Genomic DNA, 24802 nt, shown 5'->3' with positions numbered 1-24802 from the left:
TGGAGGAAAAATGACGCAGTCACAAGCCATAGTGGATAGTTTTGGGGTTCCGTTGCTTCCCCTCGGAGGCGGGGAGGACAGGTCAGGTTCTCCGATGGCGAGAATTCCACAGCTGGGTTTCGGCACTTATAAAATTGCTCCCGAAAATGCCCAAGAAATCGTAGAAAACGCTGTGGAAGTGGGATATCGGCACATTGACACCGCGCAAATGTATGGCAACGAAGCGGAAGTTGGCGCAGCTCTGCGAGCATCGGGAATCACGCGCAGCGAGTTCTTCATAACCACTAAACTAAACAATCCCCATCATGAGCCCGATGTGGCCCGCCGCGCTTTCGCCGAATCATTGCAGCGTCTGCAAACTGATTACGTGGATTTGTTCCTCATTCACTGGCCGATGCCCGAGGCTTACGGCGGGGACTATCCCGGTTTGTGGCGGGTGTTGCAGGAGTTCGTGGCTGATGGGAGAGCCCGTCACGTGGGAGTGTCGAACTTTGAAGTTTCGCATCTGCAGCGACTAATAACTGAGACGGGGATTTTTCCGCAGGTCAACCAGGTTGAAGTACACCCGTGGTTTGCCAATAACACGGTTAGGGAATTCACCAAAGCGCATGGCGGGGTCATTGAGGCCTGGTCTCCCCTGGCACGGGGCCGGTTCTTTGACACCCCGGTTTTGATTGAGACCGCCAAACGTCTGGGGCGGACACCGGCTCAAGTTGTGTTGCGTTGGGCATTAGAGCGCGGCGACGTGGTCATCCCAAAGTCGAATCATGTTGAGCGGATGCGGGAAAACTTTGCCGTGCTGGAGTTTGCACTTGATGCGCCCGCGCGAGCGGCTCTCGACAGTTTAGATCGGGGCGAGGCGGGCCGCACCGGATCGCACCCCGACCACGTAAACGGCGCGAAATAAACGTTTCTCGGGCTTTTGACTGGCATCACCAACGTGTTGCGGTCATCGATCCCGCGGCTCGTGGTACTTGTGAATCTGGCCCTCACCAGTAACGCCATCGATAGCGTAAACCGAAAGCCAACCGTCCTTTTCTACGCCGGATTCGAGGTCGATGACCCCGGGGTTCACAAAGTTTTCTCGGCTTTCGTTGCGGTGCCCGTGCAGTTGGACGATTTCGCGATCCCCCATTTCGGGGAAGTTCTTAAACTCATAGCGCCGCCGGTAGGTGTTGGCGCGCGTCCCCACTCCGAAGATAAAGTAATCATCAGGTAAATCACAGTAGCCGGTGCGGCGGATTTCTCTGATGGTTTCTGGATATACCCCGCCGTGGGATACAAAATATTCGCGAGCCCCCGGGCGTTTCTCCGGTCCAGATTTCGTTCCCTGAGCCTCGGAAACTGAGGGCGTGGCGGGCGTCCCCCCGACTCGGAAGTCATAGAACGGCACGGTGGAACGATACCAATCTTCGAGTTGTTGGCGGGTCGCACCAGCGGTCAGCAATTGTTTCATGGATTCCTCGGTGGCGCTCTTTGTGCCTCGTCCTTTCAAGGCGTTCAAAAGGGATTTCTCGTGGTTTCCGGTAATCACCACGTTGTCTACGGAGCGCAGGATTTTCCAGACTTTTCCGGCATCGGGACCGCGGTCAAAAAGGTCGCCCACGAAAATCCACTTGGCGTCCGGAGTGCCCAGTTCCGCCACGGCCTGTTCTAAGGCGCCCCCGCAGGACTGTACATCTCCAACCACTCGTACCGGCCGATTTCCCAGGTCAACCTGGCAAGTTTTAAAACAATCCTGCATCTGTGCCGGGGTGATGGTCTGCGGCGGCGGAACGGAATCGAATCGATCCAAGAATGACTCGATATCAGGAATCCGGTCTCCCCCGCGTTTGAGGTTACGGGACAGCAATTCTTCGCGACTAACCTGGGTAAAGTCCACCGCTAAGACATCGTAACCGTGCGAATCCGCCAGTGCTTCCCACTGCGAACGTGAGCGGGGCGAGGCGTTGACAGCATCAATAATGACCGGAGAGCCCAGAAACATCAGGTTATCAGCTTGTTCTTGCACAATGCGGCGAGTCAAACGCTGCAAATGCTCCCCGGCTATTAAGACCTTGTCGCCATCGAGAGCAGGAACATAGCGGGAAAACATGCGGCGCACTTCATCAGCATTGACGGAAAACTCATCGAGCTTATTTTCCTGCACAAACGTCGTCTTACCGGCCCCCTGCGGACCGTAAAGTATAAAAAGTTTGCGCATCTCTCCGCCACTTTCGCGTGTTTTCGCCTCGTTCTCTCGGGATTTTAGACAGAATGCCGGAATTCCTCTGACCCGGCCTCCACCTAGATGAGGCTCCTCTTACATCCATTTCTATCAGATTCTCAGCGTTTTTTACAAACACTTGACTTCGTGGCGTTTGGAGTATAGACGGAAAGAGCGGTGAAACTCTCACTGTCGGTAGGGCTTACCGCAGTACCCATCTCAGTATTATTTCTGTCTTGTTGCCGCGCTACCCCACATTAACCTAAGAGACAAGACACCACGAGGGAAAATGAATCGTAAATAGGTCGAAGGGCGGTAATCCGGAAGATTATCGCCCTTCGCTATGAAATTTTCTGAAAAGATTTTTAAACGTGTTTGGCGACCACGATTTCCAGTTCCTTACCGCTTGAAGAGTTGACCCTCACGGACACGGCCAGGGTTTCCCCGGCGATGAGAGCTTCGTGAGTCTTCACCCATTCGAGGTAATCGGCGGGCACACCAAGCGTCAGGTCAATGCGATCAGCCACGTCCAGACCCGCGTTCTTACGCGCGTCTTGCACCGCGCGAATCGCATCGCGGGCGTAACCTTCCGCTTCCAGTTCCTCGGTCACTTCGGTGTCCAGCACCACAAAAGTGCCGCTATCCAGCACATCGGCGACGGTTCCCGGCTCGGCTGCAACCTTTGTCACCAGCCCGAACTGTTCACCCGTGAGGCGCACCGGCTGTCCACCGAGTTCCACCCCGTCGAACACCACCGCGTCACCGTCCAAGCGCCACTGACCGGACTTTTGCGCCTGGAACAACGCAGAAGTGAGTTTGCGCACCTCGGGGGCAAAAGCCTTGGGGTTGAGCGTCAGTTCCTGGCTTGATTGCAATCCGGACTCGGCAACGCCGAGCACCTCCACGGACTTGACGTTGACCTCGGAGGCAATGAGCGCCGTGTAGTCACGCAGAGCCTCCGGATCCGCGGCGACCACCTGGAGGCGGCTCAGCGGCAAACGCACCCGCAGGTTAGCGCCCTTGCGCAAGGCGTGAGCGCAGGACACCACATCGCGCACCTCGTTCATAGCGTCCACGAGCGCGCCATCGTAGACAGCATCGTCCCAGTTCGGGTAGTCCATCAGGTGTACGGAACGACCACCGGTCAGCCCCCGCCAGACTTCTTCTGAAATCAAAGGCAGCAGCGGAGCCATCGCCCGCATCAGCGCCTCTAACACGGTGTAGAGCACGTCAAAGGCAGCCGGGTCCTCGTCCCAAAAACGCTGGCGGGAAATGCGAATGTACCAATTGTTCAACACCTCGGTGAATTGGCGGACGTGTTCACAAGCCTCCGGGATGTGGAAGTTATCCAACTCCGTGCGCAAATCGTGGAACAGCTGGCGCGCGGCAGACAGCAGATAACGGTCCATCATCGGCAGCGCGTTGACGCTCGCGGCATCATCCACGTCCACGGGCTTCGCCTCGTAGCCCGCGCCCTGCTGACAGGTGCCGGCATAGAGGGTAAAGAAGTAGTAGGCGTTCCACACCGGCAGAATCGTTTGCCGCACCGTGTCGCGAATACCCTTATCGGTCACAATCAGGTTGCCCCCGCTGACCACCGGGGAGCTCATCAGGAACCAACGCATCGCGTCCGCACCGTACTTGTCGAAAACTTCGTTAACGTCCGGGTAGTTGCGCAGCGATTTACTCATCTTGCGCCCGTCATCACCCAGGACGATACCGTGCGAGATACAGTTCAAGAACGCCGGCCGGTCGAACAGTGCGGTCGCCAATACGTGCAGGGTATAGAACCAGCCACGGGTCTGGCCGATGTACTCCACGATGAAGTCGCCGGGGTAATGTGTCTCGAACCATTCCCGATTTTCAAAGGGATAGTGGACCTGGGCGTAGGGCATAGACCCGGATTCAAACCAGCAGTCCAACACTTCCGGGACGCGGCGCATCGTGGATTTTCCGCTGGGATCATCGGGATTCGGGCGGGTTAGCCCGTCAATGAACGGACGGTGGAGGTTATCGATCTTGACCCCAAAGTCCCGTTCCAGTTCCGCAAAAGAGCCGTAGACATCAATGCGCGGATAGGCGGGATTGTCCGACTTCCATACCGGAATTGGGGAACCCCAGAAACGGTTGCGCGAAATCGACCAGTCGCGCGCCCCGGCCAGCCAGTTACCAAAGATACCGTTCTTGGTATGCTCCGGTGTCCAGGTGATTTGCTGATTCAATTCCACCATGCGGTCGCGGAACTCAGTAACGCGCACGAACCACGAGGACACTGCCTTGTAGATGAGCGGTTGGCGGCAACGCCAGCAGTGCGGGTAGGAATGTTCGTAAGAGGCGACCTTCACCAGGTAGGGACGCTGGCGCGCCTCACGGGTCGCCACCGGGCCGGTTTCGTCGCGCAGGTCGGCGATGATGTAGCGGTTTGCCTCAAAAACGTTCTTTCCCGCGTAATCTGGAACTTCCGCGGTGATGACTCCGTTTCCGTCTACCGGCATGACCACCCCGATTTGCTGGGTAGCGCAAACGTTCATATCGTCCTCACCAAAGGCCGGGGCGAGGTGCACCAGCCCGGTGCCGTCCTCGGTGGACACGAAGTCTGCGCCGATGATGGTCCAGGCTTTCGACCCCGGTCCCACGTGTCCCGGTTGGTCTGCCGTGCCATCGGCGATGGCGGCGGCTTTCACATCTTCAAAGTAATCAAAAATGGGATAGTACCCCAGGCCGACCAGTTCGGAGCCTTTGAAAGCTGCGGATACCTGCGGGTTTTCCCCAAGTTCTTTTTCATAAGCCGCCAAGCGAGCCTGGGCTAGGATGACGGTTTGTCCCTGCAGTTCCCCCTGGGTCGGCGTGACGCGCACGTAGTCGATGTCCTCCCCAACGGCGACCGCTAGGTTGCTGGGCAACGTCCACGGGGTCGTGGTCCAAATCAGCACCATCTCGTCGGTGTCACGCAGACGCAGCCCCACCGTGACTGTTTGGTCGGTGCGGTTTTGATAGATGTCGTCATCCATCTTAAGTTCGTGGTTCGACAGGGGCGTTCCGTCGTGCCAGCAGTAAGGCAGCACCTTAAAGCCTTCGTAGATGAGCCCCTTGTCATACAGGGTCTTAAACGCCCAAATGACCGATTCCATAAAAGTGGGGTCGAGGGTCTTGTAGTCATTTCCAAAGTCGACCCAGCGCGCCTGGCGCGTCACATATTCTTCCCACTCTTTGGTATATTTCAGTACCGACTCACGACAGGCCTGGTTAAAGGCCTCAATCCCCATTCCGCCCGGGCCATCGATTTGTTCCTTGTCCTCGATACCGAGAATACGTTCCGCTTCCAGCTCGGCGGGCAGACCGTGCGTGTCCCACCCAAAGCGCCGCTCCACGCGGTGGCCGCGCATGGTCTGGTAACGCCCCACGATGTCTTTCACGTAGCCGGTTAACAGGTGGCCATAGTGCGGCAAGCCATTGGCAAAGGGCGGTCCATCGTAGAACACGAACTCGTTACTGCCGTCTTGACCAGCGGGACGGGCATCTACAGAAGCCTGGAAAGTATGATCCGTAGCCCAAAATGCCAGAGTTTCAGTTTCAAGGCTCGGAAAATTCGGGCTGGCGTCCAGGGAAGTATCCCGGTGTTTGGGATAGAACCCGCGTTTTTTCTCGCTCATCTTCGTCCTTATCGCGAATCGTTCATTCACGAGGACGCCTGCGACACTCTGTCGGTGGGCGCGGTACCACCTCGCTTGCTCACGTGGTCCCGCAATAGTCAAGGTACCGACAATCGGTGCGGCCAGACTATTGAGTTGGCCAAGTGAGCCGCTCAATACAGCTGTTACGGGCCTGCCCGTCGGAGTCTAATGAGTCGCGTGCACGGCACGCAACCGTTCTTTCCGAAGCTCCCCGGCGATACCCGGACCCAACAGCCCGGACCGGTTCAACGCGGACTCCACTCTATCCAGTTTTTACTCTGGACTCAAACAAGGTGACTGTTTTGCCCGAGGTTCAAAAAGCCCAACGGTCAGGACGGATTCTTTCCCTGCGGGGTATAGCTCAAAATGTCTCCTGGCTGGCACTCCAAAACTTGGCAGATTTTGTCCAAGGTGGAAAAACGGATTGCCTTGGCGTGACCATTTTTCAATATCGAAACATTCGCCGCGGTAATGTCTACAGCCTGGGCAAAGTCCTGAACCGACATACCCCGCTGGGCCAGCAACACCGACAGATTTACCGTAATCACTTAGATGACCTCCGCTAATTCTGCTACATCGTCCAGTGCGGCTTGAAAAATACTCTTAGCCAGGCTGACCAAGGAGAATAGCCCCACTCCCAAAACTATTCCGCCGAGGAATAAAAGTGGCGGCTCCGGTCTGGTTGCCGGTGCAAAAATGCTCATGTGCCCCCCGGTTAGCGCGACGATACCGGGACCGACAGCAACCATGAGACGCGCTAAATTAATCCATTTCATGGTCTTAGCAGTAAAAAAAGCTCCTTTGCTAACTGCCCTTACCAGCATCATCAACGCCACAATCAGTACCTGCACACAAATGAGCGCCGCTACTGCCGCCAGTGCGTAGGGTACAACCAGGTGGCGGACCTCGGGGAATTCCTCTCCCGTTTCCCATGCCGCATATACGCAAAACAACTGGAGTAACAACACCCCGGGAAGAGCTGCAATCAAGGCAACTTGCGACAAAATTACGTAAGCTCGAGAAAACTTCATATATCGATTATCGATACTTATATATCGTTTTTCAATAGGTATTACTGCACGAACCGGCCCGTAGCCACGCCCGGTTAGGCCTCTGGAACAATTCACTCACCAGCCAGAGAAACCCACAAAACTTGTGAAAACGCTACAGTTTAGAGTGAACATTCTGCCAGACAAACATCTGGGCACGTCAGATTGAAGTCCAACTACCAGTCACGAGGGGGACGTATGAAAACCGAGGAGTTGTGGGATCAGGCTCGGGCAGCGGCGTTGGAACTGCCCGGCGCTGAGCCGTGGGTGTATTCCCCGCAGTGGGAGGCCGTAAAAGTGTGTGGGAAGTGGTTCGTGGTGATGGTGGAGGCCCACGGCACCCCGGTCGTGAACTTGGCCGTGCTGCCGGAGGACGGCTTGGCGCTGACCCAGCGTTACGCGGAAATCACCCCCGGCTGGCATATGAACAAAAACCGCTGGATCAGCGTGTACCCCGGCGCGGAAGTCGACCTGGAACTGTTGAAAGTGCTGGTTCAGGAATCTTACCTGAACGTGGTCTCACGTCTGCCAATCAAGTCCCGCCCACACCTGCCCGATTCCCTGCGCCACTGGCCCAGCTCGGAGGCCTAGCCTCGCCCCGCGCCACGTGCGAGTGGGTGATGCCAATCATCACGTTGCTGCAGACCTTTCATCTCTTTGTGCGAGGCGTATCCGAAAGCATCATTCTCCGCAATAGCTCCGGTCACATCGTAAATGCCGGCGCCTATCAAGTAATTGCTTTCGGAAGCATTAGCCTGGGGGATTAGCCCAATAGGTCTCTCTGCGCCAGCCGGGTCTGGAATGGCGTGGGTGAGCGGAGAGTTACGGCATTCTTTGACCTCGCAGGCGGCACAGTGCCGAATCCCGATTCGCCAGGAGAATCTGCGGTTTCCCCTGTTCTACAATGTGGCCCAAATCCAGCACCGCAACCCAATCAGCTTGGGCAATCTGATCCAGGTTGTGCGTAATCTCCAAAATGGTGGGACGGGGTGTGAGGCCGCGTAGATTGTCGTTGATACGGGAAGCTAAAGGTGCAGGCAGGTGCGCCGTATGTTCGTCCAAGATGAGGATTGGGGATTGGCGCAGGAGGGCACGAGCCAGGGAAAGCCGCTGGCCTTGCCCCCCACTGAGTGCCACCCCTCGTGAAGAAACGCGATGCTGCAGTCCCCCCGGCATTGCTTTCACTTCCGCATCCATTCCTACCATCGCCAAAGCCCACCACAGTTGGCTTTCACTGGCGTGCGGGCTAGCCAGACGTAAGTTTTCCGCGATAGTCATATCGAAAATTGTTGACTCAGCGCTGACTAGAGACACCGCTTTACGCAGGGACTCGAGTCGATAATCGCTCAAACTGTGCCCGTCCAGAAGGATTGTTCCCGCATCAGGATCGTAGAAACGTAGCAACAGTCGCGCCAGGGTCGACTTTCCGCCGCCTGTCGCCCCCACCAGGGCGGTCCACGAGCCAGGCGTTAACTTGAGGTTGACTTGTTCGATGGTCCCCGGTGCTGCGTCAAGCCGTGGGGCTGCGTTGGTTGGTTCGGAATAGCGAAAGCTAACCTGGCAAAATTCCACGGCCAAAGGGGTGGTTTGCCGCACGTTTTCCTGCCCCTCACATAACTCCAGTCCGGCATGGGTCAGCTGGTAGACACGTCGCGCCGCAGCCAGGGAGGTATTCAGTTCGGTTCCAAAATCCACCACAGCTTTAAACCCGTCCCAGCAACGCAAAACCGCAAACAGTATCGCTATCCAGGTGGCCATTTCCAGTGAGCCTGCCTGATACAGCACAACCCCCACCGCCAGCAAAATCAGCACTGCAGCCATTCGCCACGCGGAGAGGAACGCGCCGCGGAATGCTGACTTGTTGGTCTCGCGCAGGCTGGCTCGAACCAGTTCCTCGCCCAACTTTTCACTGCCGGAGAGACGCGCTTCACACAGGCCGTATCCCACGACTTCCGCCAAACCTCCCAGCGAGTCAGTGACATCCGCAGCGACATGGCCGCGAGCTGCGAGTTTATTGCGCGCCGCCACGTGCCCAGAAAATATACCGCACCAAGGTATCAGAAGTCCTACGATGAGAATTCCTGCCACGGCTACGCCAAATTGCCAGGGTGTAACTGCAAATGTCACCGCGGTAACAATGCCGGGAACCAGAAATGCCGTTATCGCGGGTGCGAAAGTGTGGGCAAAGAATACTTCGATACGATCTATATCTTTCGTGAGCCGTGCCAAGAGGTCTCCGCTGTGATTATCAGTCACGATGGCGGGAGCTTGGGGATAAATGGCACGGTAGGCTTGGCTACGCAACAGTTCCAAGGCCTTGAAGGCAACCAAGTGGCCCCAGTATTGTTCCAGATACCGAGCCAAACCTTTCAGAAGCGCGGTCCCCGCCATCACCGTGAGCAGTCCCCCCACATTGGCGGACACGCTGCGGACACAACCGCAGTCTAGACTGCTCATCACCAGGTTCGTAACCAATACTGCCGGTATGGTGAACAGAACTATGCCCAGGATTTGATCGACCAGCCTGGCAAGGGTGGAAGCGGCTACCGGCCCCAACACTGTGCGAGTCGCGGATAGCAGCCAGCGAATAACTGTCCGCAGTCCCGCCGTGGCTGGTGCGGAAGGACGCGTTACGGACGGGGAACCGCCCCTGTTCTCCGCCGTGAGAGAGGGCGCGACGTTCTCTGAGTCTGATGCGTTGTTCAGGGGTGTCACCGCTCCACCAACCTTCCGCATTCTACCCGCAAAACACGGTCTGCCAGCGCGGTCAGAGCCCCGCGGTGTGACACCATGATGAGCGTATAGTCATGTCCCAGTGCTTGGAGGGCCTCCAAAATTTTTCGCTCAGAATTCAAATCAACTTGGGAAGTCGCTTCATCCAGCAACAAAATTTTTCGACCACTCCCGATGGCCCGTGCCAAGCTGAGACGCTGTTTCTGTCCGCTCGAAAGCCCCATCCCGTTCTCGCCTAAGGCAGTGTCCAACCCCAGCGGCATCTGTTGGATTTCGGCGTCAAGATGCGCCGCTCGCAAAGCATCCCACAATTCGGTATCAGACGCCTGCGGGGCTGCCATCTGGAGGTTTTCCCGCACGGTGCCGGTAAACAACCAGGTATTTTGGCTGACCAGCGCCGAGCGTTGCGCCAATTCAACGGTATTCCCGGCGACCTCTACCCGGCCCTCACATGGAGTCAAAAATCCCTTCATTACGTTCAATAAGGTGGTTTTGCCCTGTCCAGAATCCCCCACAATCGCCACGCGTTCGCCAGGAGACACTCTGAGGTTCACCCCTTGGAGGACCTGCTGATTCCCGTAGCGCACTCCCACATTTTCCAGATACGCCGCGGGAATCTCAGCATCTCCCGCGGGAAGGTCCTCACCCGCAACTTCAGCATAACCGTGAAGAGCTACGGAGGCATCCTCGCAGCTGGCATCCGAATGGCTGGCCCGCGAGTGCATGAATCCTAAGATGGCCCGCCCGGCTCCCCGTCCGCCCATCGCTACATAGAAAAACGCCCCGAAGTGGTCAATCGGTTCCAACAGCAACATCGCCAGACCCAGCGCCATCACCATTTTGCCCAAGGTCATCTCTCCGAGAGACACCAAGTACATTGACAAAGCAGCCACAGACGTGATGACGAACAGCGAAAACACTGTATCGAGTACAAAAATAATGACTTGATTGGAACGCAGCAGGCTCATGGTGGCTCGCCGATTATCTTCGCCCACCTTCTCCAGTTTGTCCCCTGTCCGGTCTGCTACCCCCAGTAGCTGCAGGGTTGTGAGTCCCTGCAATACTTCCAGGTAGTTTGCTGCTAAAGCTGCCCGTGCCCGTGCAGATTTCGCCGAGGAACGCCGAAAGAGTTTTTGAAACAGCCACACCGTCCCAGCTGCCAACGGCAGGCACAGTGCTAGTAACAGTGCCAGGAACGGGTGCACAAAAATCCCCATCGCCGCCACTATCAGCACCGGTGCGCTGAAAGAGCCTTGCACCTGGGGCAGGAACCCTTGACGATACCGGGTAAACTTTTCGGCTGATTCGGTCGCCAACGCCACGACTCTTCCAGCGCTTTCCTGATTCATCCGCGCGGGTCCGGTGCGAAAACTCTGGGTCAAAAGAACTTTTCGGACGTGGTTTTCCTCACATATCTGGGACCGCGTCGAGCGCCGTGACAACGAAAAGTGTGCCCCAAATACCAGGACGATGCCCACAATTGCGAGCACCCAGTAAAGGGTGGCCGGAAAAGACCATTCGGGGTGTAGGTAGGAATCCAAAATCTGCCCCGCCGAAACAAACACCGTAATCATGCCAAGGGTCATGAGCCAAAACAGCCCGAGCACCACGCGATTAGCGCGGCGTCCCGCGTCAGTTTGCAGCGTAGCAAACTGGGGTTTACCTGTCTTTTTTGGGACTACGTGGGAGGTGCTCAATAGCTGGTGACCACTTCGACTCGCTGGAGTTCCTTGACGTCGGTATAACCTGTCGTGGACATCGTACGACGCAGGGCTCCCATCATGTTAAGGGTCCCTTCGGCGTTGTCGGCAGGACCGAACATAACCTGTTCCAAGGTGCCGACTGTGCCGACTTTGACCCGGGAACCGCGCGGCAAGGTCGAGTGGTGCGCCTCACTTCCCCAGTGCCAGCCGTGCCCGGGCGCCTCGTGAGCCCTGGCCAAAGCGCTACCCAACATGACCGCATCAGCCCCGCAAGCAATGGCTTTCACCACGTCTCCCGCAAAGCCGATGCCGCCATCAGCGATAACGTGGACATACCTGCCACCGGATTCATCCAAGAAGTCCCGTCGTGCCGCCGCTACATCCGCTACCGCCGTCGCCATCGGCACGTGGATACCCATGGTGCGGCGAGTGGTGGAGGCGGCTCCCCCGCCGAATCCCACCAGCACTCCGGCCGCACCAGTACGCATCAGGTGTAGCGCTCCGGTATAGGTGGCAACACCCCCGACAATAACCGGAATGTCCACCTGATGCACGAATTGCTTGAGATTCAGCGGTTCTGCTTGGGAGGAAACATGATCCGCGGACACGGTAGAACCGCGTACCACGAACAGATCAAGCTCCGAATCCGCCACATGTTCCCACAATTTTTGGGTGCCGGCCGGGCTCATAGCTCCGGCCACGATGACGTCAGCAGCTTTGATTTCCTCTAACCTGGCCCGCATTAACTCCGGCTTGATGGGCTCGTTGTAAATTTCCTGCAGCTTAGCGGTGGCTTTCGCTCCACCTTCGTCGAGTTCTGCCAGTTCTTCGTATAGGGGCAGAGGGTCAACGTATCGGGTCCACAGCCCCTCCAAGTCCAGGACTCCGACTCCGCCCATCTTTCCCAAGGCGATGGCATTTTGCGGGCTCATCACCGAATCCATCGGCGCTCCCATGACCGGAACTTTCATGTAATAAGCGTCAAATTGCCAAGCTAGCGAGACATCGCGAGGATCTCGCGTGCGGCGCGAGGGAACCACCGCGATTTGATCGAAAGAATAGGCTCGACGTCCCCGCTTACCGCGCCCAATCTGGACTTCTTCATTCATGGATTCAGCCTACCAAAATGCACCTCGAGTGGGGGCGGCTGGCAGCGCCAGAGACCTGTTCCTGGCGTTCCCCTGCCGCAACAATTACTCCCGCCCCAGCTGGCTTAACGTCCGGTGTTTAAAGTCCCGATACGCATCCTCACCAGCGATGATAGCCTGACGGATGCTGTGGACCAGGTGAACGGTGTAGTACTCGTTGTGGATGGTCAGCAGTGTCGAAGCCAGCATTTCCTTGGCCTTTAGCAGGTGGTGGAGGTAGGCACGAGAGTAGTTTGTGCAGGTATAGCAGCCGCAGCCCTCCTGGAGAGGGCCAAAGTCCTCTCGGAAAGCTGCCCGTGCCACATTCGTCCTGCCGGTGGGTAAATATGCAGCTCCGGTGCGGGCCACACGAGAGGGAGAGACGCAGTCAAAAGTGTCAGCTCCGTTTTCAATGCCTGCAAAGAAATCTTCCGGTTCGGAGATTCCCAGCAGGTGACGCGGGCGGTCCTCGGGCAGCTCCTGACACACCCAGGAACAAATCACGCCGAGGTTTTCCTTTTCCAAGGCCCCTCCAATGCCAAATCCGTCAAAGCGGCGCCCCGAGATTTCCATTCCCCCAAGGTCGCGTGCGGCGCGGCGGCGCAAATCCTCCCATTGTGCTCCTTGGATAACTCCGAACAGCATCTGGTAAGGCTTGTCGGCGCGCTCTATGGTGAGCCGCTCGTGTTCCGCCAGACAGCGCTCCGCCCATTTTCGGGTCCGTTCCAGGGAAACTACCTGGTAGTCGTAGGAATGCAGCAGGGAGGTGAGCTCATCAAAAGCGAAAATAATATCGGCGCCCAGGTGGTGCTGAATTTGCATCGAGATTTCCGGGGTAAACCGGTGTTTGGTTCCATCCAGGTGTGAGCGAAAATTAACGCCGTCGTCATCAACCCGCGCTAAACCGGGGTGAGCTTGACGTTTATCGGGAGGGGCTAGCTCGGCGGATTCTTCCGCCTGCTCCAAAAGTTTGCGTTTATCCCCGGAGCGCTCATGGTTGCCGTGTTCGCGCGAAGCCGTACGCTCTCGAGACGAAGCGGCAAATTCTTGACTGAGGACTTTCTTGTATCCCGCCCCCAGGCTGAGGACTTGGAATCCCCCCGAATCAGTGAATGTGGGACCATCCCAATGCATAAAAGCTGCCAGCCCCCCGGCTTTATCGACCAATTCCGGTCCCGGCTGCAAATACAGATGGTAGGCGTTTGCCAGTACTGCCGACGCACCAAGCTCGCGAATCATCTCTGGAATCAGCGCTTTCACAGTCGCTTTTGTACCAACAGGTACAAAAGCTGGGGTGGGAATATCGCCGTGGGGAGTGTGGATAACCCCGGCTCGCCCCAAATGACCCAGACGAGCCACAACCTCAAAGCATTCACCCATTCAAACATCACCCCAGGTTAGGAACATTTAGTCGAAACAGTTTCTGTACCGATTGGTCAACTATTTGTCACCAGGGGACGCTGCGCGAGAGTTTCTGTATCGATCGGTACATAATTTTTCTCGCCCCGCTTCACCAATCCTATGACCTGAATACTGATTGGCGACATGACAATCTCCAACGCGCACTTGTACACGTAGCCAGTCAATACGTAGTTGAGGAATTCCGGACCTGAAATCAAACCGGCAAAAGCGATGGTGCAAAATGCCACGGTATCTACCAATTCACCGACCAAGGTAGAAGCAATCATACGGACCCAGAGAAAACGCTCCCCCGTGTGGCCCTTGATCCGCACCAGGACCAGAGCATTTAGCAACTGCCCCAGTACATACCCCACCAGGGAAGCTGCCACGATACGCGGGACGAACCCAAAAACTTGAGAAAAAGCGGGAGTAATGAAGTCCCCACTGGCGGGCGGTGCTTTAGCGACCAGGAAAAACAGTCCAGAAGCCAAGATAGAAATCCCGAATCCAGTCAGCACCGCACGGCGAGCCCCGCGAAATCCATAGACTTCCGAGAGGATATCTCCCAAGATGTAGGTGAAGGGGAACATGACTGCTCCCCCATCAAAAATCAGCCCCAGGGGTCCACCAATGAGCTTGGTCGCGGAAATATTAGAAATTAGCAGCAGTGCGACAAACAAGGTCATGAAAATATCAAAAAAACGTCCCTTGCCCATAGCCACGAAGTTGACCACTGGACGAGAGGTCGATGGCACAGAGCTTTCGACCGATTTCACTGTTCATTCTCCCTTACTATTAATCTGACGTAGCAACCGGCAACGTTAAAACTGTGGCCAGCGCAGTGACACCGGGCGGAAATCTGGTTTCCGCGCCGACATAAACTCGTTGAAACTCTGAGCCCATTGGCTGTGACCCTCCGCCTGGAACTGCATTATCTCCCCCGGACCCATTTCCAATAACTCCGGGAACCGCTCAGACATAGCACCAAGCAAATCCAAAGTCGCGGCAACATCGGCTTGTGCGTTGTGAAAATCGTCACGCAAAGGCAAATCGTAAGCGGTGCAGACGGAGGCCAAGTTACGTTTCCCCTTCCGATAACGATCCAGGATTCGATCCAACACCAAGGGATCAACTATCGGCTCTAACTGTCCATCCAGGCGCTGGCGCAAGGTTTGCAAGCCGTGACGTTTCAGTTCCGCTTCCAGAATCGCGAAATCAAAGGTGACGTTGAAGCCCACTACGGGCACTCCACGCCGCATAGTTTCCGCGATAATACCCGCAACTTCCTCGAGTCCAACTCGCGGCTCAACCCCGTTAGCCTGCAAGTATTCATCAGTCAGACCATTAACCCGACCGGCAGCGGGAGGCATGGGAACGCCAGGATTGATAACCCAGTAAAGCGGCGAATCCTCGCCGTTTATCCTGCGTATCAGCGACACTGTGGCGATACGGTCGCGAGACGTAAAGACACCGGTCGTTTCCGTGTCGAATCCCAAGACTTCCTGATGAAGCCAGGGGGTATTCATGTGGTTCATTTCATGCATAGCCAAAGTCTCTCACGCACCCCAGAGGCGAAAATCTGTGACCTCAGTGACGTTGATAGTTCGGGGCTTCCACGGTGACTTCAACATCATGAGGATGAGATTCCCGCAAGCCTGCCTGGGTGATACGCACAAAACGACCCCGGTGGCGCAGCTCCTCAATGGTGTGCGCCCCGGTATAGAACATCGACTGGTGCAGCCCTCCCACCAGCTGATACACCACTGAGCCGAGGGTACCTTGGTAGGGAACCTGGCCTTCGATGCCTTCGGGAACAATCTTGTCGTCACTCGAGACATCGGCTTGGAAATAACGATCCTTTGAGTAGGACTTGCGCCCGCGCGAACTCATGGCTCCGAGCGAACCCATCCCGCGGTAGTGCTTCCACTGTTTACCATTCATGAACACGAGTTCACCTGGGGATTCCTCGCAGCCAGCCAACAGGGAACCCAGCATCACCGTCTGAGCGCCGGCAACCAAGGCTTTGGCAATATCGCCGGAATACTGCAAACCACCGTCGGCAATGAGCGGCACATCCGCGCGGGCACACGCTTCTGCAGCCATCATAATGGCGGTAATCTGAGGCACCCCCACCCCAGCCACCACGCGAGTGGTACAAATAGACCCCGGACCAACACCGACCTTGACACCGTCAACGCCCGCATCAATCAAGGCTTGTGCGCCCTCCCTGGTGGCGACGTTACCGCCCACAACTTGCACCCCTGAGAACCCCGAATCGTTCTTGATTCGCGTAATCATCTCTAGAGCTAGCTTGGCCCCGCCGTTTGCGGTATCCACAATCAGGGCATCGACGCCTGCCTCGGCCAGGGCCTGAGCGCGTTCCCACGCGTCTCCCCAGTAGCCGATTGCAGCGCCCACCACCAAACGACCTTGGGAATCTTTGGTAGCGTGCGGGAACTGCTCGGTTTTCACAAAGTCTTTGACCGTAATGAGGCCGGTTAGCTTACCGTTTTCATCAATCAAAGGCAGTTTCTCTATACGATTTTCCGCCAGCAGCTTCATCGCTTCTTCGCGAGAAATGCCGGTACGTCCGGTAATCAGCGGCATCGGCGTCATGCATTCCTGTACTGTCTTGGTGCCCCACTGGGTGGTGGGCACGAAACGCAGGTCACGATTGGTAATGATACCCAGCAATTCGTAGTCGTCAGTCACAACGGGCAAGCCCGATACCCGATACTTGGCGCACAGTTCGTCGAGCTGTTCAATGGTGGCGTTGGGTCCGATGGTTACAGGATCAGTCACCATGCCCGACTCGGAGCGTTTCACTTGACGCACCTGTTGGGCTTGGCTCTCGATGGAAAGGTTACGGTGCAAGATCCCGATGCCGCCCTGACGCGCCATAGCAATCGCCATCCGAGATTCAGTCACGGTGTCCATAGCGGCGGAAATCAGGGGGATATGCAGCTTGATTTCTTTGGAAAAGCGAGTGGACGTGTCCACTTCGGCGGGAATCACATCTGTAACCTCTGGCAATAACAGCACGTCATCGTAGGTCAAACCGGTCAAAAACCGCGGTTCAACACCATTTTCAAGGTCTTGCAAGGGATTCGTGATTTCGCTCATATGCCTTCCTTAAATACCTGGGAATAAATCTTCCGATGTTGATGTTTATTCTAACGCTCTCACGCTAACGGTGCTGACAGGGTGGGAATCGCAGTTCAAGTTGGGTTTGCCAGTGATCCGCTCGGATTGGGTTCTGGAGTTGGTTCACTACTACTGAAGGACGGTCTGGCGAGTCTAAATCGTCCTGTGGTAGGACGCTGGATTGCCGACACACCCCCTAGTCTTGAAGAGTAAGAAAACACCGCGAGGGAAAGGAAGAAAATGAGTAATGTAACGTATCTCCCCGCTCCGACTATTGAATCTTGGGAATGGCAGGATGAAGCTGCCTGTAAGGATTTGGGGACGGCGGCTTTCTTCCATCCAGACGGTGAACGCGGGGGAACCCGGCGGCGGCGTGCCGCGCAGGCCAAAGCGATTTGCGCGACTTGTCCGGTATTGGAACAGTGCCGCAGTTACGCTCTGAATGCCCATGAACCTTACGGCATCTGGGGTGGCATGACTGAGGAGGAACGCGCCGCTTACTGGAAGGAACGGGAGGCTAAATCCGCTTAAAACCTGTAGAGCCCGGGCGGGGGCGAATCCGCCGCTAGAAATTGCATATATTTTGGGGGCTGAGCCACTGGCTCAGCCCCCAAAATGTCTATATAACCGTAAACCTAATCGCCTGGCCCGCCCCGCCGAAACGTTATATTTCGGACGCGCCGGATTGTGGCGAAAAGTTCAGTTTTCCCGTTAGCCCACGTCACCGCGCAGACGCACGGACAGGCAGGTCACACAACCTTCGAGCTTTTCGTACTCGCCGATGTCTACCGCGACCACCTCGTAGCCCATGCTCTCAAAGAGTTCCTTGGACTTGGGCGCGGCAGCGGACATCAGAATCTTGTTATCCTCGAGCAGAACGACGTGCGAACCGGGTTCTTCGGGAACTTCCATGAACTTGTCCCACACGGTCGGGTCGTCCACCAGCGGTTTGTAGCCGACTACGGTGCCGTCGTACAAGGCGGTGACGCCGCTCTTGAGGTGGAGCACTTTGGTCATTTCCACGGGGATGACTTCCGCATCGAATTCCTTCAAGTACTCGGCAAGCTGGCGCACCCCTTCTTCGTTGGTGCGGCCACCGGGAGTTTGCCCGACCCAGACTTTACCGTCAAACTTCAGGATATCTCCCCCGTCTACGGTGCCGGGTTCTTTGATGTAAGCCACGCGGTACCCAGCGTCCCGGACAGCCTTTTCAACTCCCGCAACCTCAGCGCGACGCTCCGGAGCTCCAGAGCGAGTGATGATAGCGAGATCCCCATAGACGAAAACAGGATCCTCAATGAATACCGAATCAGGGCAATCCGGAGCGGGCTCGACCTCGACGGTTTCCCACCCGTTATCATTGAGTGCCTTGACGTAGCCTTCCCACTGGCGCAAACCCAGATCATAAGAGACGGCAGACTTTTCAATGTGTGTCACAATGCCATCAGCCATTTTGGGGCTGGGGCGACGAACTAATGCTAATTTCCTAGTCATACCTTCCAGCGTAGTAGTGGTCCGGAAACCCGTCAAGGGATTTTCGCGCTGAGATAACTGGGCTGTTTAGCAAGCGTTACAGGTACTCCCGGTGCCCCTCATATTCCTACGGTTTCGGCGTCGCTGCGCTGGGGAGGACCGGGACGGGTGAATCTATAACTTAACAGAAAAGACCGGACATACGTCCGGCCTTTTCAAAGAGCGTGTATCGATTACTCAACTACAGCGAGCAAGTCGCGAGCGGAGAGAATAACGTATTCCTCACCCTGGTACTTGACTTCGGTGCCGCCGTACTTGGCGTAAATGACCTTGTCGCCTTCCTTGACATCCATCGGCACACGCACGCCCTTGTCGTCAACGCGACCGGGGCCTACCGCCACGACGGTGCCTTCCTGCGGCTTTTCTTTTGCCATATCCGGGATGACCAGCCCCGAAGCGGTAACCGTTTCCGCTTCCAGCTGCTTGATAACAACCCGATCTTCCAAAGGTTTAATGCAAACCGACACTGCGATTGCCCTTTCTCTAAGTTCCTGATGATATTTCACCAACCGAGCGCCGTCGCGGGTGGCACCCTGCCAGTCGATTTGTATTTTATGCCGCATTTAGCACTCTCGCAACCCGAGTGCTAAGTCGCTTTCGTGTCGCACTATTTTGGCGCCGTCCCGTGAGGTTCCCGCTTTAGCTCTGATCACCCTTAGGATTGAACTATGGCTGTAAATTCGCTGGTGCCCGTGTTAAGCAAAGACGGATTCCAATTGCTGGAATCCTTGGGAACCCTGGGACCCTATACGCCGGCGCTCGCAGACCAATTGAGCGCCGGTTTACGGAAACGCGGTGTCGCGCCGGAACTGGTGGCAGCCATTTTGACCCAGCTGGAGCTGCGCGAGGCAGCGCGGGTCAAATTCGGGGATTTTGCGCAAGGCATGCTGTTCACCCGAGACGGTTTGGAGCAGGCCACGCGTTTACCGGTGGCTGCCGTACACGCCGGACGTTTTCGGGACGCCGGTTGTCACAAGGTCGCTGATTTGGGTTGCGGGTTAGGGACTGAGTCCTTGGCATTGGCCGGTTTGGGGCTGCTGGTAACAGCGTTTGAACTCGATGAAGCCACCGCGGCGGCGGCTCTGATGAACCTTCGCGCCTATCCCGAAGCCCAAGTCACGCAGGCAGATATTTTGGAGCTGGATTGGGAGCAGTTGCGTACCGAAGGGGTGGACGGCGCGTTTGCAGATCCTGCCCGGCGCGATGCCTCAGGTAGGCGACTGCAGCCGGAGTCCTGGAAACCCCCACTTTCCCGCATTCTCGCTTGGCAAGACGAGATTCCGCACGGAAACCTTGGCGTTAAGATTGCGCCCGGAATCAACTATCAAGCCCTGCCCGCGCAGAGCGAAACCCAGTGGATATCTGTGGGAGGCGAGCTTGTGGAGGCAGGAATCTGGCTGGGCGACTTGATTCGCCAACAGGGACGCTCGGCTCTGTTGATGGATAAACACGGCAAGACTGTGACTGTGCTGCACGATGAAACCGCTGCCCCGTGCAACGCGCCTGCCAAGTTGAGCGAGACTATCGCGACCGAAGACGAACTGGGGGAATGGATTTTTGAACCTGATGACGCAATCATCCGGGCGGGACTACTGGCTCAAGTTGCAGATAAATCATACACGAAAACGGTATCGAGACAAATCGCCTATCTGACCAGGACTTCTGCACCAGAAGTAGCTGAAATGAAACTAGGTGGCTGGTTCAAGGTTCTGGAAGTCCTACCTTTGGACGAAAAGAAGATTCGCACAGCGCTAAAAACGCGACCACTTAGGTCTTTGGAAATTAAGAAACGCGGAGCCGACGTGTCCCCCGCCCAGCTGCGCCGAAAACTGCTAACCACAACCGAGAAGAATGGCGAGGATTTGACGCTAATCGCCACGCGCTTGGGGAGCCGGCACCGGGCTATTCTGTGTCGGCGCTGCACGGAAATTTAGACGCCAGGAAAAACCAACTAAAATGTAGGCGTGTTTAACGGTGCAAAACTGACTTTAGGAATCGAATCTACCTGCGATGAAACTGGAGCCGCCATTGTAGCGGGCAAAACCCAGCTGATGGCTAATGTGGTCGCGACCTCGATGGATGAATATGCCCGCTATGGCGGGATCATTCCCGAGATTGCTTCGCGGGCGCATCTGGAGTCGTTCCTGCCCGTGGTCAGTGAGGCATTAGACGAGGCGGGCGTGAAGCTCGCGGACATTGACCAGATTGGCGTGTCCGCTGGTCCGGGGTTGATTGGTTCGCTGGCAGTGGGAATCGCCGGAGCAAAAGCCCTGGCCATCGCTACTGGTAAGCCACTTTATGGGGTCAATCACGTCATCGGTCACCTAGCGGTAGACCAGCTGGTCAACGGCGAACTGGAACTACCGGCGGTGGGACTGGTCGTCAGCGGTGGACACACAAACCTATTGCTCATCACTGATTTTGCAGCTGAAGGTGGAATCAAGGAACTGGGCGGCACCCTTGACGATGCTTCGGGGGAAGCCTTTGACAAGGTCGGGCGAGTGCTGGGACTGCCCTATCCGGGAGGTCCGCACGTGGATCGCCAGGCCCGCGAAGGCAGCCTGGGAGCGATTGACTTTCCGCGCGGTCTGGCCGGAGCAAAATACGCGAAAACTCACCCTTATGATTTTTCTTTCTCCGGGCTGAAAACTGCGGTGGCTCGCTATGTGGGTCAGATTGAAGCTGCCCCGGAAGTTCGTAGCCGCCCGGACTTTACCGAGGATTTCGCCCCCGCTCGCGAGGGCAAACCGTGGTTGCCGGTAGCGGATATTTGCCGCGGTTTTTCGGAATCCGTAAACGATTCCCTGGTCAGCAAGACTATGCGGGCGCTAACCGATTTCGATGCAAAAACCCTGGTGGTGGGCGGTGGATATTCCGCGAATTCCCGACTGCGCGAATGGCTGACGGAGGAATGCGCGCGTGCTGGCGTCACCCTGCGGATTCCCCCGCTGAAGTTCTGTACCGACAACGGCGCGCAGATTGCCGCCATCACAGCGGCAATTGCAGATACGAATTCCCCCAGCCGGGCAGATTTTTCGCCAGTCTCCGCCCTGGACCTCACTACCGTTATCGTCTAAGGCCACCGGTATCACTTAGGCAGAGGCAACTTAACAACCAATCGAAAAACCAGCCTCACCGCAGACCCTTGTGAAAGGCCCGCTGAAGCACACCTCTTGTCGGCTCAGTCCTAAACGAAACCGTGCGGAAAAGGTATGCTAAGAACCATGACGGAAACGAAGTCGAGCGAAACCATAAAACTGGTGCTCACCCTCTCCTGCCCCGACCGACCCGGAATTGTTCACGCCGTATCCGGCATGGTAGCCGGCGCGGGGGGCAATATCATCCAATCGGCCCAGTTCGCAGACACCGACACGGGACTGTTCTTTATGCGAGTGGAGATGGATGTTCCCAGCGTTCACGATATTAACGCCCGGGTGGAGGCTTTAGCTGCCGATTTTCAGATGGCTTGGGACTTGGACCAGATTGGGCGGGCGCTACGCACCGTCATTATGGTTTCCAAAGAGGGACATTGCCTGTCCGACCTGCTCTATCGCGTGCGTGATCATTCGATTCCAATCGATGCGAAAGCGGTCGTGGGCAACCACCCCGATTTGGCTCCCATCGCAACGTTCTATCAAGTGCCGTTTATTTTGGTGCCGGTTACGAAAGACAATAAACCCGAAGCGGAACGCCAACTGCTGGACTTGGTCGCCGCGGAAAAGGTCGAGCTGGTGGTGCTGGCGCGCTATATGCAGATTCTTTCCGACAAACTGTGCCGGGAGATGAGCGGGCGCATCATCAACATTCACCACTCGTTCCTGCCGTCGTTCAAGGGTGCAAAGCCTTACGACCAGGCCCACGACCGGGGCGTGAAACTCATTGGGGCGACCGCGCACTATGTCACGGCGGATTTGGATGAAGGTCCCATCATTGAACAGGACGTTTCCCGAGTGGATCACACGTTTACCGCCATCGATATGCGTAAACAAGGTCAGGACGTGGAACGTCGAGTCTTGGCTCAAGCTGTGAAGTGGCACGCCGAGCATCGCGTGTTGATGAACGGCAACCGCACCGTGATTTTCCGGTAAAGACGCCGAATTGCGAGTAAGCCATGTCAGAACACCGGCCTCCAGACAGCGCGAACGCGGAAGACCGGCCTCTGGACGGTCCCGAAACCGCGCCCTCGGAGGGGCACTATCGGCAAGAAACTCGTAACATCCGCCGTATTGCCTTCATTTTGAACCCGGCCTCCGCCAAAGGCCACGCCCGCAAAACTGCTCGCATTGCCCGGAAAGTACTGGAGCAACGCGGTCTGGAGATTGTTGATTTTCCAAGTGATACAGCGGCACAAGCCCGGGAATCAGCCCGCCGGGCTGTGGCTGATTCCACGGTGGACGCCATCGTCGTTTCCGGTGGAGACGGGATTCTTTCGCTGGTCCTGCAGGAGCAGGTTGGTTCGGACAAGCCTTTGGGGATTATTCCGGCAGGTTCTGGCAACGACCACGCCCGCCACTATGGGATTCCGCTGAATCCGCGTAAATCCGCGGGCATCATCGCGGATGGTTTCGTTAGTCAAACCGACCTGGGACTCGCGACTTTTACCGATTTGCACGGCGAAGAACGCCAGCGCTGGTGGTCCACCATAACCTGCGTAGGCTTTGACCAAATGGTGGCGGATAAAACCCAGGAAATGCGCTGGCCGCACGGGTCCCTGCGCTACATCTTGTCCTTGTTAATTATTCTGGCGAAGTTCCGTCCCCGCCCGGTTCGTCTCAGTCTCGACGGGGTAGTTTGGGGCGAGGACCACCTGACTTTATGCGCCGTAGCCAATGGAAAATGCTACGGCGGCGGCGTGGTAGTGGCTCCGCAAGCCTCCAGCTACGACGGGGTTTTCTCAATAGCGACGTTGAGCTCAATGCCCCGCCGGAAGGTGCTTCGCCCCTTGTTGGCTGCCAAGAGGGGGAAATTTGCCGGCGCTCCCGGGGTGACTTTTCACGAGGCTCGCCAAGTCAGCTTAGAGATGGAAGGGTTGGTTCCTATTGCCGATGGGGAACGCTTGGGATACGGGACGGTCAACTTGGAATGCGTGCCTAGAGCCGGATGGTTTATTTTGCCGCGGCCAGAGGGGAATTAGGGCTTAGTTACGGACTCGCTGAGCTCACCGTGCATACCCCTCCTCGCTCGCGCCACATGAAAGGAAACTTACACGCCACTCAAAACGATTTCGTCGGGGGATTAGCAAGGACTCGCTCCGCTCGCCTTGCCCCCACCACTCAACACCAATTCGTCGGGGGATTAGCAAGGACTCGCTCCGCTCGCCTTGCCCCCCCACCACTCAACACCAACTCGTCGGGGGATTAGCAAGGACTCGCTCCGCTCGCCTTGCCCCCCCACCACTCAACACCAACTCGTCGGGGGATTAGCAAGGACTCGCTCCGCTCGCCTTGCATACCCCTCCTCGCTCGCGCCACATGAAAGTAAACTTTCATGTGGCGCTCGCTCGTCGGGGTGACAGGATTTGAACCTGCGACATCCTGCTCCCAAAGCAGGCGCGCTACCAAGCTGCGCTACACCCCGGAAAGGTACAGTTCATAGTACCGGAAAGTTCGAGTTGGAGGAAACCCATCAGACCCGGTAGACTCATTTACACGCGGGCGTAGCTCAATGGTAGAGCCCCAGCCTTCCAAGCTGATTACGCGGGTTCGATTCCCGTCGCCCGCTCTGTTGAAGATGCCGAGCTTTTGCTCGGCATCTTCAACATTTAGCGGACTACGTCGGGAATCGAACTGGGTTGCGCGACGGCATAGAGCGTAGCGAGAATGAGCCGTCGCGAAAACGGTGAAGGCGGCATAAAAGCAATGCCCAGTGGGCATTGCGCCACCGAAACACCAAACAGAAAAACGGCAGCGACGCAGTCGCATGAGCCGCTGAGTAAAACGGTGAAGGCGTTAAAAAACGGCACCGATGTGCCGTTTTAGCCGGAATACCCTAAAAAAACTCCGTCGCCCGCTCCGCAAATATGCCCCCCAACGGGAATCGAACAAATTGCGCGACGGCATCGAGCGAAGCGAGAATGAGGGGTAAAGGACAAATTGTGTGTTTTTTATCCGGGTTTTTCGTTGTGGTAGAGCTTTAAAGTCGGGTTGATAGTTGGTTTGGCTGAACTTTGGGGTCGGTCAAATTGTGTGTCTGTTTTGAAGTGTCCCAGGTTTTGTTCCGCTTCTTATACGGG

21 protein-coding genes and 2 tRNA genes are annotated in these 24802 nt (G+C 56.5%); 9 read left to right on the top strand and 14 right to left on the bottom strand.

Annotated features, from left to right (window positions below; genetic code table 11):
• Positions 1–10 precede the first annotated feature (10 nt).
• A complete protein-coding gene (locus Q0V70_RS02185; RefSeq protein ID WP_297587873.1) occupies positions 11–907 on the top strand; it encodes an aldo/keto reductase in 897 nt (298 codons plus the stop codon).
• A gap of 42 nt (positions 908–949) precedes the next feature.
• Here the strand turns inward: Q0V70_RS02185 and Q0V70_RS02180 are convergent, their stop codons facing one another.
• The 4 genes from Q0V70_RS02180 to Q0V70_RS02165 all read right to left on the bottom strand — a co-directional run bounded on the left by Q0V70_RS02180 (position 950) and on the right by Q0V70_RS02165 (position 6911).
• On the bottom strand, positions 950–2203 hold the full coding sequence (locus tag Q0V70_RS02180) for an AAA family ATPase (RefSeq protein WP_297587870.1): 1254 nt from the start codon (positions 2201–2203) through the stop codon (positions 950–952).
• Between the two features lie 368 nt (positions 2204–2571).
• Positions 2572–5859 (bottom strand): isoleucine--tRNA ligase, encoded by a 3288-nt coding sequence (gene ileS, locus Q0V70_RS02175; protein ID WP_297587868.1) that lies wholly within the window; start codon positions 5857–5859, stop codon positions 2572–2574.
• Positions 5860–6209: 350 nt separating this feature from the next.
• Positions 6210–6428, bottom strand: a complete 219-nt coding sequence (locus tag Q0V70_RS02170) for a helix-turn-helix transcriptional regulator (RefSeq protein ID WP_296180560.1) — start codon at positions 6426–6428, stop codon at positions 6210–6212.
• Positions 6429–6911 carry a DUF2975 domain-containing protein gene (locus tag Q0V70_RS02165; RefSeq protein ID WP_297587866.1) on the bottom strand — a complete coding sequence of 161 codons (483 nt, stop codon included), beginning with the start codon at positions 6909–6911 and terminating at the stop codon, positions 6429–6431. It abuts the gene before it with no gap.
• 216 nt (positions 6912–7127) lie between these two features.
• On the opposite strand from Q0V70_RS02165, the gene Q0V70_RS02160 reads away from it, so the two are divergent.
• A complete protein-coding gene (locus Q0V70_RS02160; protein WP_297587864.1) occupies positions 7128–7520 on the top strand; it encodes an MmcQ/YjbR family DNA-binding protein in 393 nt (130 codons plus the stop codon).
• 231 nt (positions 7521–7751) lie between these two features.
• Here the strand turns inward: Q0V70_RS02160 and Q0V70_RS02155 are convergent, their stop codons facing one another.
• From Q0V70_RS02155 to guaB, 7 genes are all read right to left on the bottom strand, one after another.
• Positions 7752–9644 (bottom strand): ABC transporter ATP-binding protein, encoded by a 1893-nt coding sequence (locus Q0V70_RS02155; RefSeq protein WP_297587862.1) that lies wholly within the window; start codon positions 9642–9644, stop codon positions 7752–7754.
• Positions 9641–11359: an ATP-binding cassette domain-containing protein gene (locus tag Q0V70_RS02150; protein WP_297587860.1), complete on the bottom strand. Its 1719-nt coding sequence runs from the start codon at positions 11357–11359 to the stop codon at positions 9641–9643. Before Q0V70_RS02150 ends, Q0V70_RS02155 begins: the two co-directional genes overlap by 4 nt.
• Positions 11356–12474, bottom strand: a complete 1119-nt coding sequence (locus Q0V70_RS02145) for a GuaB3 family IMP dehydrogenase-related protein (protein ID WP_297587857.1) — start codon at positions 12472–12474, stop codon at positions 11356–11358. The genes Q0V70_RS02150 and Q0V70_RS02145 overlap by 4 nt, the downstream gene beginning before the upstream one ends.
• Before the next feature lie 84 nt (positions 12475–12558).
• The gene (gene tgt, locus Q0V70_RS02140; RefSeq protein ID WP_297587855.1) at positions 12559–13872 is read right to left on the bottom strand and encodes a tRNA guanosine(34) transglycosylase Tgt; all 1314 of its coding nucleotides are present in this window, start codon (positions 13870–13872) and stop codon (positions 12559–12561) included.
• 56 nt (positions 13873–13928) lie between these two features.
• Positions 13929–14669, bottom strand: a complete 741-nt coding sequence (locus tag Q0V70_RS02135; RefSeq protein ID WP_297587852.1) for a queuosine precursor transporter — start codon at positions 14667–14669, stop codon at positions 13929–13931.
• Positions 14670–14714: 45 nt separating this feature from the next.
• Complete coding sequence (locus tag Q0V70_RS02130) at positions 14715–15437, bottom strand: exonuclease domain-containing protein (protein WP_297587850.1); 723 nt, start codon at positions 15435–15437, stop codon at positions 14715–14717.
• A gap of 43 nt (positions 15438–15480) precedes the next feature.
• On the bottom strand, positions 15481–17016 hold the full coding sequence (guaB, locus tag Q0V70_RS02125; protein ID WP_297587847.1) for an IMP dehydrogenase: 1536 nt from the start codon (positions 17014–17016) through the stop codon (positions 15481–15483).
• A 261-nt stretch (positions 17017–17277) separates the two neighbouring features.
• Here guaB and Q0V70_RS02120 point away from each other — a divergent pair, with 261 nt between their 5' ends.
• Positions 17278–17568 (top strand): WhiB family transcriptional regulator, encoded by a 291-nt coding sequence (locus tag Q0V70_RS02120; protein WP_279107354.1) that lies wholly within the window; start codon positions 17278–17280, stop codon positions 17566–17568.
• A gap of 180 nt (positions 17569–17748) precedes the next feature.
• On the opposite strand, the gene ddaH is transcribed toward Q0V70_RS02120, so the two are convergent.
• Together ddaH and groES are read right to left on the bottom strand one after the other, a co-directional pair.
• Positions 17749–18531 (bottom strand): dimethylargininase, encoded by a 783-nt coding sequence (gene ddaH / locus Q0V70_RS02115; protein ID WP_295026814.1) that lies wholly within the window; start codon positions 18529–18531, stop codon positions 17749–17751.
• A 212-nt stretch (positions 18532–18743) separates the two neighbouring features.
• Positions 18744–19037 (bottom strand): co-chaperone GroES, encoded by a 294-nt coding sequence (gene groES, locus Q0V70_RS02110; RefSeq protein ID WP_036324231.1) that lies wholly within the window; start codon positions 19035–19037, stop codon positions 18744–18746.
• 201 nt (positions 19038–19238) lie between these two features.
• Between groES and Q0V70_RS02105 the strand changes: the two genes are divergently transcribed.
• From Q0V70_RS02105 to Q0V70_RS02090, 4 genes are all read left to right on the top strand, one after another.
• Positions 19239–20504: a class I SAM-dependent methyltransferase gene (locus Q0V70_RS02105; RefSeq protein ID WP_297587845.1), complete on the top strand. Its 1266-nt coding sequence runs from the start codon at positions 19239–19241 to the stop codon at positions 20502–20504.
• A 30-nt stretch (positions 20505–20534) separates the two neighbouring features.
• The gene (tsaD, locus tag Q0V70_RS02100; RefSeq protein WP_297587842.1) at positions 20535–21647 is read left to right on the top strand and encodes a tRNA (adenosine(37)-N6)-threonylcarbamoyltransferase complex transferase subunit TsaD; all 1113 of its coding nucleotides are present in this window, start codon (positions 20535–20537) and stop codon (positions 21645–21647) included.
• A 147-nt stretch (positions 21648–21794) separates the two neighbouring features.
• Complete coding sequence (gene purU, locus Q0V70_RS02095) at positions 21795–22658, top strand: formyltetrahydrofolate deformylase (protein WP_297587839.1); 864 nt, start codon at positions 21795–21797, stop codon at positions 22656–22658.
• A gap of 23 nt (positions 22659–22681) precedes the next feature.
• The gene (locus Q0V70_RS02090; protein WP_297587836.1) at positions 22682–23704 is read left to right on the top strand and encodes a diacylglycerol kinase family protein; all 1023 of its coding nucleotides are present in this window, start codon (positions 22682–22684) and stop codon (positions 23702–23704) included.
• Between the two features lie 369 nt (positions 23705–24073).
• Here the strand turns inward: Q0V70_RS02090 and Q0V70_RS02085 are convergent.
• Positions 24074–24147, bottom strand: a tRNA-Pro gene (locus Q0V70_RS02085).
• A 73-nt stretch (positions 24148–24220) separates the two neighbouring features.
• Between Q0V70_RS02085 and Q0V70_RS02080 the strand changes: the two genes are divergently transcribed.
• Positions 24221–24291, top strand: a tRNA-Gly gene (locus tag Q0V70_RS02080).
• 98 nt (positions 24292–24389) lie between these two features.
• A complete protein-coding gene (locus Q0V70_RS02075; RefSeq protein ID WP_297587834.1) occupies positions 24390–24548 on the top strand; it encodes a hypothetical protein in 159 nt (52 codons plus the stop codon).
• The last annotated feature ends 254 nt before the right edge of the window (positions 24549–24802 follow it).

Origin of the sequence: uncultured Mobiluncus sp. (assembly GCF_947087965.1) — a bacterium.
Classification (GTDB): domain Bacteria; phylum Actinomycetota; class Actinomycetes; order Actinomycetales; family Actinomycetaceae; genus Mobiluncus.
The sequence above is the reverse complement of the archived record's forward strand: the minus strand, read 5'-3'. Positions and strand labels throughout refer to the sequence as shown.

Excerpts from the sequence above, each read along its gene's own strand:
- Q0V70_RS02185 (WP_297587873.1), top strand. The coding sequence starts at position 11 with ATGACGCAGTCACAAGCCATAGTGGATAGTTTTGGGGTTCCGTTGCTT.
- Q0V70_RS02180 (WP_297587870.1), bottom strand. The coding sequence starts at position 2,203 with ATGCGCAAACTTTTTATACTTTACGGTCCGCAGGGGGCCGGTAAGACG.
- ileS (WP_297587868.1), bottom strand. The coding sequence starts at position 5,859 with ATGAGCGAGAAAAAACGCGGGTTCTATCCCAAACACCGGGATACTTCC.
- Q0V70_RS02165 (WP_297587866.1), bottom strand. The coding sequence starts at position 6,911 with ATGAAGTTTTCTCGAGCTTACGTAATTTTGTCGCAAGTTGCCTTGATT.
- Q0V70_RS02160 (WP_297587864.1), top strand. The coding sequence starts at position 7,128 with ATGAAAACCGAGGAGTTGTGGGATCAGGCTCGGGCAGCGGCGTTGGAA.
- Q0V70_RS02145 (WP_297587857.1), bottom strand. The coding sequence starts at position 12,474 with ATGAATGAAGAAGTCCAGATTGGGCGCGGTAAGCGGGGACGTCGAGCC.
- tgt (WP_297587855.1), bottom strand. The coding sequence starts at position 13,872 with ATGGGTGAATGCTTTGAGGTTGTGGCTCGTCTGGGTCATTTGGGGCGA.
- Q0V70_RS02130 (WP_297587850.1), bottom strand. The coding sequence starts at position 15,437 with ATGCATGAAATGAACCACATGAATACCCCCTGGCTTCATCAGGAAGTC.
- guaB (WP_297587847.1), bottom strand. The coding sequence starts at position 17,016 with ATGAGCGAAATCACGAATCCCTTGCAAGACCTTGAAAATGGTGTTGAA.
- Q0V70_RS02120 (WP_279107354.1), top strand. The coding sequence starts at position 17,278 with ATGAGTAATGTAACGTATCTCCCCGCTCCGACTATTGAATCTTGGGAA.
- ddaH (WP_295026814.1), bottom strand. The coding sequence starts at position 18,531 with ATGACTAGGAAATTAGCATTAGTTCGTCGCCCCAGCCCCAAAATGGCT.
- Q0V70_RS02105 (WP_297587845.1), top strand. The coding sequence starts at position 19,239 with ATGGCTGTAAATTCGCTGGTGCCCGTGTTAAGCAAAGACGGATTCCAA.
- purU (WP_297587839.1), top strand. The coding sequence starts at position 21,795 with ATGACGGAAACGAAGTCGAGCGAAACCATAAAACTGGTGCTCACCCTC.
- Q0V70_RS02090 (WP_297587836.1), top strand. The coding sequence starts at position 22,682 with ATGTCAGAACACCGGCCTCCAGACAGCGCGAACGCGGAAGACCGGCCT.
- Q0V70_RS02075 (WP_297587834.1), top strand. The coding sequence starts at position 24,390 with ATGAGCCGTCGCGAAAACGGTGAAGGCGGCATAAAAGCAATGCCCAGT.